Below are 13,769 nucleotides of genomic sequence, written 5' to 3'. Positions count from 1 at the left end.
CGACCGGCTTTAATCCTGAATCGGCAAGGTTTCGCTGACTGGACTTTGGGCCAAATCGCCGCTTTCGCCGGCCGCGACTGCCGAAACGCTAACGCCGCCGCGCAAAATCGCCAGGATGCCGGCTATTTTATCGCGCATCTCGCGGCGATCAATGATCATGTCGATGGCGCCGTGCTCCTGCAGAAACTCGCTGCGCTGAAAACCTTCCGGCAATTTCTCGCGTACGGTCTGTTCGATCACGCGCGGCCCGGCGAAGCCGATCAATGCATCGGGCTCGGCGACGTTGATGTCGCCCAACATCGCCAGACTGGCCGATACCCCGCCCATGGTCGGGTCGGTCATGAAAGAAATATACGGAATGCCGGCGTCCGCCAGTTTGGTCAAAGCCGCGCTGGTTTTGGTCATTTGGAACAGCGAAAACAAGGATTCCTGCATCCGGGCACCGCCGCTGGCGGTGAAGACGATGAACGGCGCTCCGCTGCGCAAGCTTTCGTTGACGCCGCGCACGAAACGCTCGCCGACCACCGAGCCCATCGAGCCGCCCATGAAACCGAAATCGAACGCAGCCGCGACGATCGGATAGCCTTTCAAGGTGCCCTTCATCACCACCAGCGCGTCGTTTTCGTTACTTTGCTTTTGCGCCTGGCTAATCCGGTCTTTATAGCGTTTGCTGTCCTTGAATTTAAGCGGATCGGCCGGTTTCAGCCCGGCGCCGATTTCCTGGCAATTGCCTTCGTCCAGAAAAATGTTCAACCGCCGCCGGGCGGAAATGCGCAAATGGTGTTCGCACTTCGGGCATACGCTGAAGTTTTTTTCCAGCTCGGCATTAAACAGTATCGCGTCGCAACGCGGGCACTTGTTCCACAAACCTTCCGGCACGGTGGTGCGTTTTTGCGACGATTCGGTTCTTATCGCAGAGGGGACCAGTTTTTCAAACCAACTCATTCGGGGTGTTCTCCGCTATATGCTTCAGTGGTCCATTGCGTGGCGCATGGATTTCAACAGTTCGATGATTTCGCGTTTGGCCTGCTCGGGATCGTCGAGATTGGCCTCGACTTTGCTGATCAGAGCACTACCGACCACGACGCCGTCGGCGATGGCGGCAATCGTTCGCGCCGTCTCGGCATCCTTCACGCCGAAACCGACGCCGACCGGCAAGTCGGTGTTGGCTTTGATCATGGTTAACTTGTCTTCGACATCGGCGACATCCAAATGACCGGCACCGGTGACGCCTTTCAGCGAAACGTAATACAGGTAACCGCTACCGACTTCGTGCATCTTACGAATCCGATCCGGCGTCGTGTTCGGCGCCAACAGAAAAATTTGGTCGATACCGCGCTCGCGCAGCAATTTGACGCAGTCTTCCGACTCTTCCGGCGGCAAATCCACCGTCAATACGCCGTCGACGTCGGCCCGCTGTACCGCGTTGGCGAAACCTTCGTAACCCATGATTTCGATCGGATTCAAATAACCCATCAACACCAGCGGCGTGGTCTGGTCGGTCTTGCGAAACTCCATCGCCATCGCCAGCACTTTGCGCAAGCCGACATGGTGGGCCAAGGCGCGTTCGCTGGCGCGCTGGATCACCGGGCCGTCGGCCATCGGGTCGGAAAACGGCACGCCCAGCTCGATCACGTCGGCGCCGGCCTTGACCATTTCGTGCAACATCGGCACGGTGAATTCCGGATACGGGTCGCCGGCAGTGATGAACGGAATCAAGGCTTTGCGGCCGGAGGCTTTCAATTCGGCGAATTTGGCGGCTAAACGGCTCATAGGCTGATTCCCTCGCGTTGCATGATGGTGTGCATGTCCTTGTCGCCGCGGCCGGACAGGTTAACGACAATGACCTGATCCTTGCGCATCGTCGGCGCCAGCTTCATGGTATAGGCCATGGCATGGCTGGATTCCAGCGCCGGAATGATGCCTTCCATTCTGGTCAGCGCGTGGAAACCCTGCAAGGCCTCGTCGTCGGTGATGTTGGGATACTCGGCCCGACCGATGTCTTTCAACCAGGCATGTTCCGGACCGACGCCGGGATAATCCAGGCCGGCCGAAATCGAATGGGTCTCGATGATTTCGCCGTCGTCGTCGGCCATTAAATAGGTCCGGTTGCCGTGCAATACACCGGGACGACCGGCCGACAACGGCGCGGAATGGCGGCCGGTGGCGATGCCGTCGCCGGCCGCTTCGACACCGTACATCTTGACGCCGGCGTCGTCGATGAAGGGATAGAACAAACCGATGGCGTTGGAACCGCCACCGACGCAGGCGACCAAAGCGTCGGGTAATTTGCCGGCTTGTTCCAGGCATTGTTTACGCGCTTCGCGGCCGATCACCGCCTGAAAATCGCGCACCATCGCCGGATAAGGATGCGGCCCCGCCACGGTGCCGATGATGTAAAACGTGTTGTCGATATTGGTGACCCAGTCGCGCAGGGCTTCGTTCAATGCATCTTTGAGGGTTTTCGAACCCGACTCGACCGGCACCACGGTGGCGCCAAGCAACTTCATCCGGTAGACGTTCAGCGCCTGGCGGGCGACGTCGACCGCGCCCATGTAGACCACGCATTCCAAACCCAGCCGCGCGGCGACGGTCGCGGTGGCGACGCCGTGTTGGCCGGCGCCGGTCTCGGCGATGATGCGGGTCTTGCCCATGCGTTTGGCCAGCAAGGCTTGGCCGACGGTGTTGTTCACCTTATGAGCGCCGGTGTGGTTCAGGTCTTCCCGCTTCAAATAAATCTGCGCGCCGCCCAGATGTTCGCTCCAACGTTGCGCATGGTACAACGGCGACGGCCGGCCAACGTAATCGCGCAGGTCGGCATCCAATTCGGCGATGAAATCCGGATCGTCGATGTAGCGCTGGTAGGCGGCGTTGAGTTCGGTAATCGCCGGCATCAGCGTCTCGGCCACAAAGATACCGCCGTAGGGACCGAAATGGCCCCTGGCGTCCGGCATATCGTACTTGTCCCCCAAAGGGTATGTGTCAGTCATAATTCTCAAGTCGCTCGATTAGTTATTCTTATGAAATCGGCCATTTTCGCCGCATCCTTGATGCCTTTCCGGGCCTCTACGCCGCTGCTGACATCCAATGCATACGGTTTAACCGCAGCCACCGCCTCGGCGGCGTTGTCGGCTGTCAAGCCGCCGGCCAATATAAGCGGCAATGATCGGCTCTGCGGAATCAAATCCCAGTCGAAACCGCTGCCGCTACCGCCCGGCAGGCCCGGGTGGTAAGCGTCCAGCAACAGTCCCGCCGCATCGGCATATCGGCTTTCCAACTGTGCCACGTCAATTCCCGGTCGCATCCGCACCGCCTTGATATAGGATTTGCGGTAGATCCGGCACGCTTCCGCCGGCTCGTCGCCGTGGAATTGCAGGCAATCCACCCTAACCCGGCCCAGCACTTCCCGGACCCTATCCGGCTCGGCATCGACGAACAAGGCTACCACGCTGACGAAAGCCGGCAAGGCCTCGCTGATCGCCGCCGCCTGCGCAATTTCGACGTAACGCGGACTGGGCGGATAAAACACCAAACCTATCGCATCGGCGCCCAGCCGGCCGGCTTGCACGGCATCGTCGACATTGGTAAAGCCGCAGATTTTAACGCGGGTACGCATGGCCAAGCTCATAAAAAATGGCGGCGTAGGATACCACAGCTCAGCGGGAAATCATGTCCGCGGCCAAATAAAAAGGCCGGACGAACCAGCCTTTGCCGCGCCGATTTCGGCCGCTCAATGGTCATGTTTGTGGTTATGCTCGTGCTGGTGGCTGGCGGCCGCCGGCGCCGGCTCGGCTTGCGGATGCGCCGCGCCGTCCTCGTCCTGATGAATCGCACTGCCCAAGCCCAGCTCCTGTTTCACGACGGGTTCGTCGTGATCGACCGGTTGGTCGAAATCGGGCTCGCCGTGTTCGTGGCGCAATGCTGCAGCCCGGTTCGCATCGGCAGCCGCCTCGACCGACACGCCGTATTTGTAAACCATCAAACCGCCCAAATCGGCCGTGAACGCCAACAAACCGGCCAACAGACCGGCTAGCGCCAAGTAGAAGGCATTGGCCGGACCGGCCGGATGGGCTTTGGCAATCCCGCGCCATACCGCCAGAAACGCAGCCAGGCCGAATACGGATATCCCCAAATGTTCGTGGCTTTCCATAATCTCGTGGACATCGCCGCCGTGAGCGACCGTATCGGCCGCAACAAACCCGAAGGTCGCGGTAATTCCGGCAAAGGCGACGCCGAGATACAAAAACCAACTGGCGACCCGGCGCCACTCCGCCCGTCCGGCCAAACTACCGGCCAGATCCAGCGCAAAAAACAGACTCAACAATGCGATCGGAAAATGCACGAACAGCGGATGCAAATTCTGCAATGCCTCAATGCCCGGCAATAAACTGTGAAAGGTTTCGGCGGGCGATTGCCGCACTGCGCTTTCCAAAAACGCCAGCAGACTGTCGACGCCGCCGGCTACACCGCCGCTGTCGGCACCGCCATGAATCGAAAATCGGATTTGACTGTCTAGTCCCAACATGAATCCCCCTGGTTTCGGCGCTCCGGCCTTGGCTTAATTGATCGTGACGGTGGTCGAGGTCGTCAACGCCCGCGTCTTGCTCTCGACGAATTCGCTGTCGCGCTGCTGGATGAACAAGGCCTGCAGCTTCTGGTTATCGGCCAGCTTCATGCCCTCGTCCTGGCCCAGACAGAGCAACGCGGTCGACCAGGCGTCGGCGACCGTCGGATTTTCGTGAAACACGGTGACTGCCACCAAATCGTGCGCGACCGGCCTGCCGGTGCGCGCATCGAGGATGTGGCTGTAACGCTGGCCTTTCAGATCGAAATAGTGCCGGTAAGTGCCGCTGGTCATCACCGCCATCGGCGTATCCTTCGGCAAGGTCACCGCCTTGTGCATGGTTCTTTCGCCGGGCAACGGCTTCTCGACGGCGATGACCCAGGCTTTGCCGTCGGGTTTATGGCCCAGAGATTTCAATTCGCCGCCGATTTCGACCAGATAATTGTCCAGCCCCAATTTTTCCAGGGTTTCGCCAACTTTGCCTACGCTGTAGCCCTGGGCGATGGACGACAAGTCGACGCGAAGATTGGGCAATTTCTTCAACAAATGGGCGTCGTCGACGATTTCCAATTTAGACATGCCGACATTGGCCAAAGCGGCATCGATAGCGGCCTGCTCCGGCACGTGCAATTCGTCGTTTTGAAAGCCCCACAATTCGAACAAAGGCTTGATCGTCAGATCGTAGCAACCGCCGCTGAGCTGGCTGACGGTTTGCGCGACTCTGACCAGGGCGACGATTTGCGCATCCACGGTCTGGCCGACCGTCGCAGAAGAAACATTGAATTGCTCGATTTCGGAATCGGGCCGGTAATTCGACAACAATTTGTCCAGTTCGGCCAGCGTCTTGTCGACTTCGGCTTGCACTTGTTTAACATCGACAGCCGGCTCCGACCAATAGCTGACATGGTAAGTGGTGCCTTGGGCAAAGCCCTCGAATTTCTGCACCGGCACCTGCGGCTCGCCGCCGCAGCCCGCCAGCAAGAACGCTCCCAGTATCGGTCCGATCCATGCCGTCCGTATCATTTATCCCCCACTACAATGTGTTCAACGCAATAAGCTGGAAATTGTTTTAAACCGTTCGTGCTTGGCGTCGCGCAACCATTCGAACAATACCGACTCGTGGCAGCTCAGCGTTATGCCCTGTTGCTGCATGCGTTGCAAGGCCAAGGCTTTGTGTTCGGCACGCCGCGAGCAGACGGCATCGGCGACTACATGTACCCGGTACCCCAGATGCTGCAACTCGAGCGCCGTTTGCAACACGCACACGTGGCTTTCTTGGCCGGCCAGCACTATCTGCTTTCGACCCAGCGCCGCCAACGCCGCGCAAAAACCCTCCGCCGCACAGCAGGAAAATCCGGTTTTGGCGAAAACTTGCGCTGCGGCAGGCAACAGTTCCAGCAGGTTAGCTTGGGTCGGCCCCAAGCCCTGCGGATACTGTTCGGTCAGCAATACCGGGACTTCCAGCAAAGATGCCGCCGTTAGCAGGCGCTCGCTGTGCAGCGCCATTTGCCCGGCGGCTTCTGCCGCCATCGCCGCACTAAGCCGGGTTTGGATATCGACCAGCAGCAGGACGCTGTGATTCGCGTCGAGTAAATTGGGATGGGAAGACATGGCTCAGCCGTGTTTCATGATGCGCGCTTTGTCGCGCTGCCAATCCTTGTCCTTGGCCGCCGCGCGCTTGTCGTGCAGTTTCTTGCCCTTGGCCAAGCCGATTTTCAGTTTGGCCCGGCCTTTGATCCAATACATCGCCAGCGGGATCAGGGTGTAGCCTTTACGCTCCACCGAACCGATCAACTTGTTCAATTCGCGCCGGTGCAGCAACAGCTTCTTGCGCCGCACCGCGTCGGGGTTGACGTGGGTCGAGGCCGACAGCAGCGGCGAGACGTGCGCCCCGCACAGCCAGGCTTCGCCGCGTCTGATTTCGACGTAGCTTTCCTTCAACTGTACTCGACCGTCGCGCAGACTCTTGACTTCCCAACCTTCCAACACCAAGCCGGCCTCGAATTGTTCGTCTATCGTGTATTCGTGGGTGGCTTGCCGATTTAGGGCAATGGTGTTGTCGTTGGCTTTGGAGTCCTTTTTGGATTTTTTGGCGGCCATGTAGCTCGGATTTTTAGACTGACTGAAAACGGGAATTTTGTTATTTTACTCACACACCCGTTAAATAACGACTTAAAAAACACAGGGCGCAACACATGAGCGATAAAACCCGATCCATTCACGGCGAGTGGTCCTCCCGCTTTGCATTTATTTTGGCCGCCACCGGATCGGCGGTGGGATTGGGTAACATTTGGAAATTTCCGTACATCACCGGCCAAAACGGCGGCGGCGCCTTTGTCATGGTGTATTTGGCCTGCGTCGCGGCAATCGGCGTGCCGATCATGATCGCCGAGATCATGTTAGGCCGGCGCGGCCGGCAAAGCCCGATCAACACGATGCAGCGCCTCAGCGCCGAAGCCGGCGCCGATCCGCGCTGGCATTACCTGGGTTGGTTGGGCATGATCGCCGGCTTTCTGATCCTGGCCTACTACAGCGTGATTGCCGGCTGGGCCATGGCTTATATCTTCAAAGCCTTCTTCGGCGGGTTCTTCGGCACCGATGCCGGCGAGGTCAAAGCCATGTTCGACGGCCTGATGGCCAGCCCGCTTCAGCAATTGTTTTGGCACACGCTGTTCATGTTCATCACGATGCAGGTGGTAATGCGCGGCGTGCAGGGCGGCCTGGAAAAAGCCGTCCGCTTTTTGATGCCGGCGCTGTTTGTCATCTTGATGATTCTGGTGGCCTACGCGATGTCTTCCGGGGCCTACGAACGAGGCATCGACTTCCTGTTCAGCCCCGATTTCAGCAAGATCGACGCCGACGCGGTGTTGACCGCGATGGGCCACGCCTTCTTCACGTTGAGCTTGGGCATGGGCGCGATCATGGTCTACGGCTCCTACCTGCCCGGCCACGTCTCGATCGCTAAAACTACGTTCTTTATCGCCGGCGCCGATACCATCGTCGCACTACTGGCCGGCATCGCCATCTTTCCGTTGGTCTTTGCCAACAACTTGGAAGCGGCGGCCGGACCGGGCCTGATTTTCCAGACGCTGCCGCTGGCCTTCGGCCACATGGGCGGCGGCTGGCTGTTCGGCGTACTGTTTTTCGTGCTGCTGTTTTTCGCAGCGCTGACCTCGTCGATTTCGTTGATCGAGCCGACCGTAGCCTGGCTGGTCGAGAACAAAAACATCGAACGCCGCCGCTCCTGCATCTGGTCCGGTAGCGCCTGTTGGGCCTTGGGCGTGGCCGTGGTGTTTTCGTTCAACATCTGGTCCGGCCACAAATGGTTCGACAAAAACCTGTTCGAATTGCTGGATTATTTGACCGCCAATCTGATGCTGCCTATCGGCGGTTTGTGTATCGCCTTATTCGCCGGCTGGACCATGCGCCAAGCCGATACCGAGCAGGAATTGGAAATGCCGGCGCAAGGTTTTCAGGTCTGGCAAGTTTTGATCAAATACGTCGCGCCGGCCTCGGTCTTTCTGGTATTCCTGCACGTACTCGGGGTGCTGTAAATGATTACGGTGATACAAAAAAGCGCGCTGGTAAAATTCTCCGCGCAGCAGATGTTCGATCTGGTCGACGATATCGAATCCTATCCGAAATTCTTGCCCTGGTGCTCCGGCAGCCGGGTATTGCGCCGGGAAGGCGACATCGTCGAAGGCCAAATCGACATCGCCAAAGCCGGCTTTCACAAGTCGTTCACGACCCGCAACAAAATCGACCGCGGCGGCCGCATTCAAATCAGCCTGCTGGACGGCCCATTCAAGTCGTTGGAAGGGTTCTGGAGCTTCATGCCGTTGCGCGAGGACGCCAGCAAAATCTCGCTGGATCTGGAATTCGAAATTTCCAACGCTTTCGCCAGCTTGGCGTTCGGCCCGGTGTTCAACCAAATCTGCAACACGATGGTCGGCTCCTTCACCCAACGCGCCAAAGCCCTGTATGGCGGTTGATCGCATTAACGTCGAAGTCGCCTACGCGCTGCCGGAGCGGCAATTGCTGATTCCGCTGGCGTTACCGCTCGGCAGCACGGCGGACCAGGCCATTTCAGCCTCCGGCATCGCTGACCAATTCCCCGACATCGACCTGGCGCAGCAAACCATCGGCATCTTCGGCGCGGTTTGCACCAGGGATAAAGTTCTGGCCGACGGCGACCGGGTGGAAATCTACCGGCCGTTGCGAAAAAACCCGATGGAAGCTAGGCGAGAACGGGTGCAAAAGTGAAGGCACCGTTCTAATCAGTTACAAAAACTTAGCAATTTCACGCAATTATTGGTCTACTCCCAACTCGCCGGAGCCGGCCTTTACACCAGATAAAGTCGACCGATTGCCTTTGTACCTCGCGCCGTGTATTAAAAATTCATGGCGAGCATGCCCGCTATTCGCACCCTGGCAACACGACCAACTCCTGTTTCAGTGCATTGACGATCAAACCGTCGGTCGCGCCGATCAGGAAGTCGACACCGATCGGTTGGTTCGCCTGGTTATCCCACCCGCAACTTTCAAAGCGGCCATTCGATTTATTGAACGACTGCGTCAAACTGACTTTGGACTTGGTTAAATTCGCCACGTCGTAGCAGCTAAAACCGGCCGGTGCCAGAGGATGGCCGACATAGTTCGGTCCGGGATTAACGAACCACACCGGGCAGGTTTTTTCGCCGTCGAACTGCAAGGTTTTCTGTTTCAACATCTGAATAGCCAATGCGTCGCCGGCCTTAATGGCAAAATCGCCGCCACTCGCGTAACTGCACTGTTCGACCTTCTGGCTGGCGGTATTGAAGCGGCTGATATTCGCCACCACCGTTGCATCGCCCAGGCTGTTCAACAAGCCCAGACAGGTTTGATGCTGCGCGGCCACTTGCACCGGATAAGTAAAGATATTGAATCCGGCTTCAAAGGATACTTCGTAATTAGCCGTGGCGACCGGCGCGTCAACAACGGTAATCTTCGCCGTACGTTGCGCTTTCAGTGCGCCGTCCGATGCGGTAAAGCTGATGTAATACACGCCCGCCTGATCATGTTTGGGCGTCCAACTAAAAAATCCGACTCCATCACCGCGATCCGCAAATACCGCACCCAATGGCAACTGCGCCGCCGTCAAAACCGGTACGGTACCGTCGGCATCGCTCGCTTCGACGATAAAGCCCACGGATTTACCCTCGCTCACCGTCCGGTCGGCTATGAATTGCAATACCGGCGCGTGCGGCACTACCGGGAAATCGTCCATCGTCAGACTGTATTGTCCGCCGCCATTCTGATCGAACACATTGATAAAGTAATTCCAGCCGTTATTGGCGGCGCGGGTTTTGGAAAGCCACACGTTAGCCTTATTCAAAGTCTTGCCATCCGCTCGCAGCAGACGGGTCACATCTTTTTTGCCGGCGTGTGGGTCCGGGATGCGGACATAAAAGAACCCGGCTGTTACCGGCAAATTTAGTTGGTAACTGGCCGGACCACCCTGCTGTCCGCCGATTACCGTACTGGCAAATGCCGATTGGTCTGTGACTTGAGAATCGACGCCATTGGATTCGTAGACTCGCAAAGTGCTACCGTCGCTCGCCAGAAAATCCTTGACAGCATCGCGCCCCGGCAAATCGACCAACACGTCGCGCAACAGCTGATGGGTATTGACTGCCGTCATCAACGAGGTCAACTCGCCGCCCAACTCATCGGCATGAGAATAGTCAGCCGTAAACTCGATGAACTTGCCGGACAACGTCGTCTCCATTTGCCAGCGGCCCATCTTGACCGAATTCGCGGCAATGTCGCCGAAATCCAGCAATAAACTGGGCGCAACCGCCGCGTCGTTAACAAAGCCGCTGTTAATGCGAAAATTTATCAGCAAACCTAACTCGTTCTCGACGATGCGCGGCTGCGCGGAATTGATCTTTAAGGCCGGCGCTACACTCTGGCCTTTGTTGCTCACTCGGACACCCAAGGTAAACGGCTCCGGCGGCTCGATACTGGGGGTGAAGGCATCGTCGCCAAACACGTCCTTCGGCAAAAAGTAATCCAGCGTCAACTGCGGCATCGGCTTGACGTAGATAAAGTCCGGCGTGATTTCCGTGGTTTTAGCCTCGCCGTTTAACGTGTATTGCAAAGTGGCACCGACAAAATATAACTTGCCCCCGGCCAACTGTCCGGCCGCGCCGGGCGCAGGAACGATCAACCAATGAATGTCGGCGGACGACGCCGGCGCCACCACGCCGCTACCGGTGACATTATCGATTCCGCTCAAACTGTCTTGCTTGATAAAAAACTTGGCTTGGGTGTTATCCGGGTCGAAACTGGCGAGCACCGGATTGCCGTCTTCATCGGCAAATTTCACATCCGCCCGTACGTTTTCCACCGGAAAGCCTTCAACGCCGTTATTGATCCGCATGTGGGCGTCGAACGCTTGCCGCTCCAAGGTTAATTCCTGTTTGATTTCGATGCTCACCTTGGCGCAAAAGGTCTCTTCGGCCATCACCCGTAGCGGCAATATCAGCAAAACCAGCCAAAGTATCGAATACGGCAGACGGCAACAGAGAAGATTGGCAAATAGGTTCATCGCGAATAATCCATGATTTTCAGTATTAACTTAAGTGGCGTAGCGCCCTATTCCATCTCGACTTCAAGCCCATTGCCGGAATAGCGGTAACGGGCAAACTTAAACACCGCATCCGGCCGATTATCGACCAAGCGCATTGCCACGTAATGGTCATAGTTTTGGTCATAACTGCGTTTTTGCGGATCGGCAATCCGCCAGGTACCATCGTCGTAAAACTCGGACCATTCGTGATACTCCGCTGCCCGGAGCAAACCATTATTCTCCAGCACATAACCGGCAACAGCTCGCGCCGGAATCGCATTCGCGCGCGCCAGGGCCGTAAACAGATAGGCACTTTCGGTACAATCGCCCTGCTGGTTTTCCAGTGCATACAAAGCCCCGCGTTCCTCACGCAGATAACCGCTATCTCGAACGTTAGCTACCACCCAGTCATAGGTCTTGCGGGTGGTTTGCAACAAGGCATCGGTGGATAACTTCGCCGCCGCTTTAATGGCTTGATGCCCGCTTTCCATCAACGGCTCCTCGCTTAAGAAGCGCTGGGGTTTAAACCCAAAAAACCAATTGGGTTTTTCCGCCATTTGCAATTGCGCGGTAACCCGGATCATCCGCACCGCATAGGGCGGCAGTTTTGCAAATTTAAAATGCAATACCTGGTTACCCAAGTCGTCGGTTTCCAACTGATATGGATGCGACACGTCCAGCCGTTGGCAACAAGTTTGCCCCGAGGTTTGCCGTACCGGCGCATAAGTCCAGAACTCGGCATTTTCTAGTAGCCGATTGTTGGCATTTCTCAAAGTAAAGCTGTAACTAACCGTCTTCGTGCTGTCGTAAACCGGCGCAGTAGCCGCTTGCCAGCCATACCAAGCCCCAGCTGCCAATGCAATAATCGCCAGCGCACTGACGACGCGTTTGTCGTACTTCATCGCTTTCTTCTGCCGCAGGTAATGGTTTTGCCTTGTTTCTCGGTAGGACGATTCCACAAAGCTTGCTGGCTTTGCAGAAATGTCCGATAAGCCTGTTTACCGCCTTCCAGATAAAACACCGATGGCCAAGCCAGTCCGGCAAGCGCCTGCTCGACGACTTCGTAGCCTTGGCCCTGGTCTGTCATTAGCAAAATGCGTATATCACCCAAATTTTTGCTCGACGCTTGCTTTGCCATCACCTGCTGCAAATACTTTTGCAGAGCGTCTTTAGGCTTGGCTAATTCCTTAACGGACAGATCCAGCACCAGTACATCGCTGTAATCACGTTCCAGGTAAAACTGTTGCGGCGTAATTCGGTTTATGCTTTGTTGGACGAATATATCGCCGGCCAATGCTTGGTTTGCATGCCGCCAAGCATGCAAACCGCCGGCCAGCACCTTGACATCACTAAATCCGGCCGCTATCAGTTGTTGGAATACAGCCGTGACTTTTGAAATGGCAAACCCCTGATCAATCAATAACAGCGGCTTATTTTTTAAATACTGCTTGCTAGCTAAATCGTTGGCCGGGATATTGATGGCCTGCGGTATGTGGTAGTTTGCATAGTGCACGGCATCGCGAATATCCACCCACAGCATCTTATCCACCCCAGGTAAATTATTAAGCTCGGCAATACTGATAAAACCACGCGTATCGGGTTTGATATTGCCCGATTTAAACTGGCCTTTGTTTAAATCAAGCAGCGCTTGCATAGGTTTTGCTGTACTCGGCGTTTTAATTACTTCAATTTCGGAGCAATCCTTGGTGTTTTCCGATTCGGCTTGAGTATTTTCCGCTGCAGCAGCCAACATGTTGTTGGTCAATAAATAGCAAAAAAGCACTATTAAAGCTGAGTATCGGAAAGCAGCTATTTTCATGTTGTTATTAAATTAGTTTGACTTGGAGTCGATTAACGGCGCGTCAAAATCACTCGCCATCGAAATAACCAAGCCTTTCATGCAACCAAATTGCCTTTTTGAAACCGGTTGTTTTGGGGGATGTAATGTTTGGATGAGTTTTTCCAATTCGAGCAAGGATTCTTCCGGCAATTGGTCAACTGCCCGAATAATATTTAATTTATGTTCTGAAATATTCATGGTTCACCTATGCAGTTTTGATACTCATCGAATCCAATGTCCAAACAATTAGCGCCGGCCCAATCGGCAGAATACACGCCCATTTTAAAAAAACGATGAAAACTGGAATAAGGCCAGTCAATAACCTTTTGGGACCAACCATGTTTCACCGGATTGAAATGTAAATAATCCATATGGTTTTCGTAATCACGATCATCGCGGATCAAATGCTCCCAAAACCGTCGTTGCCAAATTCCGCGTTCACCTCTTTTGATACGAACCTTGGAACGTCTTTCTTCCGCCGGCAAGCCTTTGGAAAAATGGGTTTTGATCAATTTCCAGCGAGTCGAAAAATCGTCATCGCCTTCCGGCAAAGTCCAGATGGTATGCATATGCTCCGGCAACACCACCCAAGCATCAATATTAAACGGCTTTTCCCGCTTGCATAAACGTACCGATTCCCGCAGCAAGTCGATATGGTCAACCAGCAAAGTGTTTTTCCTTTCCAATAAATTTACAGTAAAGAAATAACACCCGCCGGACACCCGATAACGACGATAATTCGGCACATTTTCCTC

General features: G+C 55.8%; 16 protein-coding genes. 3 read left to right on the top strand and 13 right to left on the bottom strand.

All coding sequences use genetic code 11. The features are described from left to right. Positions 1-9: 9 nt before the first annotated feature. From accD to smpB, 8 genes are all read right to left on the bottom strand, one after another. The gene (gene accD / locus MKFW12EY_RS09330; protein WP_054762428.1) at positions 10-945 is read right to left on the bottom strand and encodes an acetyl-CoA carboxylase, carboxyltransferase subunit beta; all 936 of its coding nucleotides are present in this window, start codon (positions 943-945) and stop codon (positions 10-12) included. A gap of 24 nt (positions 946-969) precedes the next feature. After that, a complete protein-coding gene (gene trpA / locus MKFW12EY_RS09325; protein WP_054762426.1) occupies positions 970-1,773 on the bottom strand; it encodes a tryptophan synthase subunit alpha in 804 nt (267 codons plus the stop codon). Further along, the gene (gene trpB, locus MKFW12EY_RS09320) at positions 1,770-2,990 is read right to left on the bottom strand and encodes a tryptophan synthase subunit beta (RefSeq protein ID WP_064021861.1); all 1,221 of its coding nucleotides are present in this window, start codon (positions 2,988-2,990) and stop codon (positions 1,770-1,772) included. The genes trpA and trpB overlap by 4 nt, the downstream gene beginning before the upstream one ends. A gap of 5 nt (positions 2,991-2,995) precedes the next feature. Then, complete coding sequence (locus MKFW12EY_RS09315) at positions 2,996-3,616, bottom strand: phosphoribosylanthranilate isomerase (protein ID WP_054762313.1); 621 nt, start codon at positions 3,614-3,616, stop codon at positions 2,996-2,998. Positions 3,617-3,730: 114 nt separating this feature from the next. Then, positions 3,731-4,525 carry a DUF2231 domain-containing protein gene (locus MKFW12EY_RS09310; protein ID WP_054762308.1) on the bottom strand — a complete coding sequence of 265 codons (795 nt, stop codon included), beginning with the start codon at positions 4,523-4,525 and terminating at the stop codon, positions 3,731-3,733. Between the two features lie 33 nt (positions 4,526-4,558). Beyond that, a complete protein-coding gene (locus MKFW12EY_RS09305) occupies positions 4,559-5,587 on the bottom strand; it encodes an FAD:protein FMN transferase (RefSeq protein ID WP_054762306.1) in 1,029 nt (342 codons plus the stop codon). A 21-nt stretch (positions 5,588-5,608) separates the two neighbouring features. Then, entirely contained in the window at positions 5,609-6,175 is a 567-nt protein-coding gene (locus MKFW12EY_RS09300) for an isochorismatase family protein (RefSeq protein ID WP_221054417.1), read from the bottom strand. A 3-nt stretch (positions 6,176-6,178) separates the two neighbouring features. Continuing rightward, positions 6,179-6,664: an SsrA-binding protein SmpB gene (gene smpB, locus MKFW12EY_RS09295; protein WP_054762304.1), complete on the bottom strand. Its 486-nt coding sequence runs from the start codon at positions 6,662-6,664 to the stop codon at positions 6,179-6,181. A 95-nt stretch (positions 6,665-6,759) separates the two neighbouring features. Here smpB and MKFW12EY_RS09290 point away from each other — a divergent pair, with 95 nt between their 5' ends. The 3 genes from MKFW12EY_RS09290 to MKFW12EY_RS09280 are packed head-to-tail and all read left to right on the top strand — an operon-like array spanning position 6,760 to position 8,827. Continuing rightward, positions 6,760-8,118, top strand: a complete 1,359-nt coding sequence (locus tag MKFW12EY_RS09290; protein WP_054762302.1) for a sodium-dependent transporter — start codon at positions 6,760-6,762, stop codon at positions 8,116-8,118. Then, on the top strand, positions 8,119-8,556 hold the full coding sequence (locus tag MKFW12EY_RS09285) for a type II toxin-antitoxin system RatA family toxin (protein WP_082409860.1): 438 nt from the start codon (positions 8,119-8,121) through the stop codon (positions 8,554-8,556). Beyond that, positions 8,546-8,827 carry an RnfH family protein gene (locus MKFW12EY_RS09280; protein WP_221054416.1) on the top strand — a complete coding sequence of 94 codons (282 nt, stop codon included), beginning with the start codon at positions 8,546-8,548 and terminating at the stop codon, positions 8,825-8,827. The genes MKFW12EY_RS09285 and MKFW12EY_RS09280 overlap by 11 nt, the downstream gene beginning before the upstream one ends. Positions 8,828-8,981: 154 nt before the next feature. Here the strand turns inward: MKFW12EY_RS09280 and MKFW12EY_RS09275 are convergent, their stop codons facing one another. Genes MKFW12EY_RS09275 through MKFW12EY_RS09255 form a run of 5 tightly spaced genes read right to left on the bottom strand, consistent with a single transcriptional unit; the run spans position 8,982 to position 13,760 of the window. Next, positions 8,982-11,153 carry an Ig-like domain-containing protein gene (locus MKFW12EY_RS09275; protein ID WP_221054415.1) on the bottom strand — a complete coding sequence of 724 codons (2,172 nt, stop codon included), beginning with the start codon at positions 11,151-11,153 and terminating at the stop codon, positions 8,982-8,984. 47 nt (positions 11,154-11,200) lie between these two features. Then, on the bottom strand, positions 11,201-12,076 hold the full coding sequence (locus tag MKFW12EY_RS09270; RefSeq protein ID WP_221054414.1) for a transglutaminase-like domain-containing protein: 876 nt from the start codon (positions 12,074-12,076) through the stop codon (positions 11,201-11,203). Next, positions 12,073-12,993, bottom strand: a complete 921-nt coding sequence (locus MKFW12EY_RS09265; RefSeq protein WP_082409859.1) for a rhodanese-like domain-containing protein — start codon at positions 12,991-12,993, stop codon at positions 12,073-12,075. The genes MKFW12EY_RS09270 and MKFW12EY_RS09265 overlap by 4 nt, the downstream gene beginning before the upstream one ends. 12 nt (positions 12,994-13,005) lie before the next feature. Continuing rightward, positions 13,006-13,212: a DUF2281 domain-containing protein gene (locus MKFW12EY_RS09260; RefSeq protein WP_157199419.1), complete on the bottom strand. Its 207-nt coding sequence runs from the start codon at positions 13,210-13,212 to the stop codon at positions 13,006-13,008. Further along, a complete protein-coding gene (locus MKFW12EY_RS09255) occupies positions 13,209-13,760 on the bottom strand; it encodes an REP-associated tyrosine transposase (protein ID WP_054762310.1) in 552 nt (183 codons plus the stop codon). Before MKFW12EY_RS09255 ends, MKFW12EY_RS09260 begins: the two co-directional genes overlap by 4 nt. Between the last annotated feature and the right edge of the window lie 9 nt (positions 13,761-13,769).

This window comes from Methylomonas koyamae, from assembly GCF_019669905.1.
GTDB classification, from domain to species: Bacteria; Pseudomonadota; Gammaproteobacteria; order Methylococcales; family Methylomonadaceae; genus Methylomonas; species Methylomonas koyamae.
The sequence above is the reverse complement of the archived record's forward strand: the minus strand, read 5'-3'. Positions and strand labels throughout refer to the sequence as shown.

Coding starts and splice junctions, on each gene's coding strand:
- accD (WP_054762428.1), bottom strand. CDS start 945: ATGAGTTGGTTTGAAAAACTGGTCCCCTCTGCGATAAGAACCGAATCG.
- trpA (WP_054762426.1), bottom strand. CDS start 1,773: ATGAGCCGTTTAGCCGCCAAATTCGCCGAATTGAAAGCCTCCGGCCGC.
- trpB (WP_064021861.1), bottom strand. CDS start 2,990: ATGACTGACACATACCCTTTGGGGGACAAGTACGATATGCCGGACGCC.
- MKFW12EY_RS09315 (WP_054762313.1), bottom strand. CDS start 3,616: ATGCGTACCCGCGTTAAAATCTGCGGCTTTACCAATGTCGACGATGCC.
- MKFW12EY_RS09310 (WP_054762308.1), bottom strand. CDS start 4,525: ATGTTGGGACTAGACAGTCAAATCCGATTTTCGATTCATGGCGGTGCC.
- MKFW12EY_RS09305 (WP_054762306.1), bottom strand. CDS start 5,587: ATGATACGGACGGCATGGATCGGACCGATACTGGGAGCGTTCTTGCTG.
- MKFW12EY_RS09300 (WP_221054417.1), bottom strand. CDS start 6,175: ATGTCTTCCCATCCCAATTTACTCGACGCGAATCACAGCGTCCTGCTG.
- smpB (WP_054762304.1), bottom strand. CDS start 6,664: ATGGCCGCCAAAAAATCCAAAAAGGACTCCAAAGCCAACGACAACACC.
- MKFW12EY_RS09290 (WP_054762302.1), top strand. CDS start 6,760: ATGAGCGATAAAACCCGATCCATTCACGGCGAGTGGTCCTCCCGCTTT.
- MKFW12EY_RS09285 (WP_082409860.1), top strand. CDS start 8,119: ATGATTACGGTGATACAAAAAAGCGCGCTGGTAAAATTCTCCGCGCAG.
- MKFW12EY_RS09280 (WP_221054416.1), top strand. CDS start 8,546: ATGGCGGTTGATCGCATTAACGTCGAAGTCGCCTACGCGCTGCCGGAG.
- MKFW12EY_RS09275 (WP_221054415.1), bottom strand. CDS start 11,153: ATGAACCTATTTGCCAATCTTCTCTGTTGCCGTCTGCCGTATTCGATA.
- MKFW12EY_RS09270 (WP_221054414.1), bottom strand. CDS start 12,076: ATGAAGTACGACAAACGCGTCGTCAGTGCGCTGGCGATTATTGCATTG.
- MKFW12EY_RS09265 (WP_082409859.1), bottom strand. CDS start 12,993: ATGAAAATAGCTGCTTTCCGATACTCAGCTTTAATAGTGCTTTTTTGC.
- MKFW12EY_RS09260 (WP_157199419.1), bottom strand. CDS start 13,212: ATGAATATTTCAGAACATAAATTAAATATTATTCGGGCAGTTGACCAA.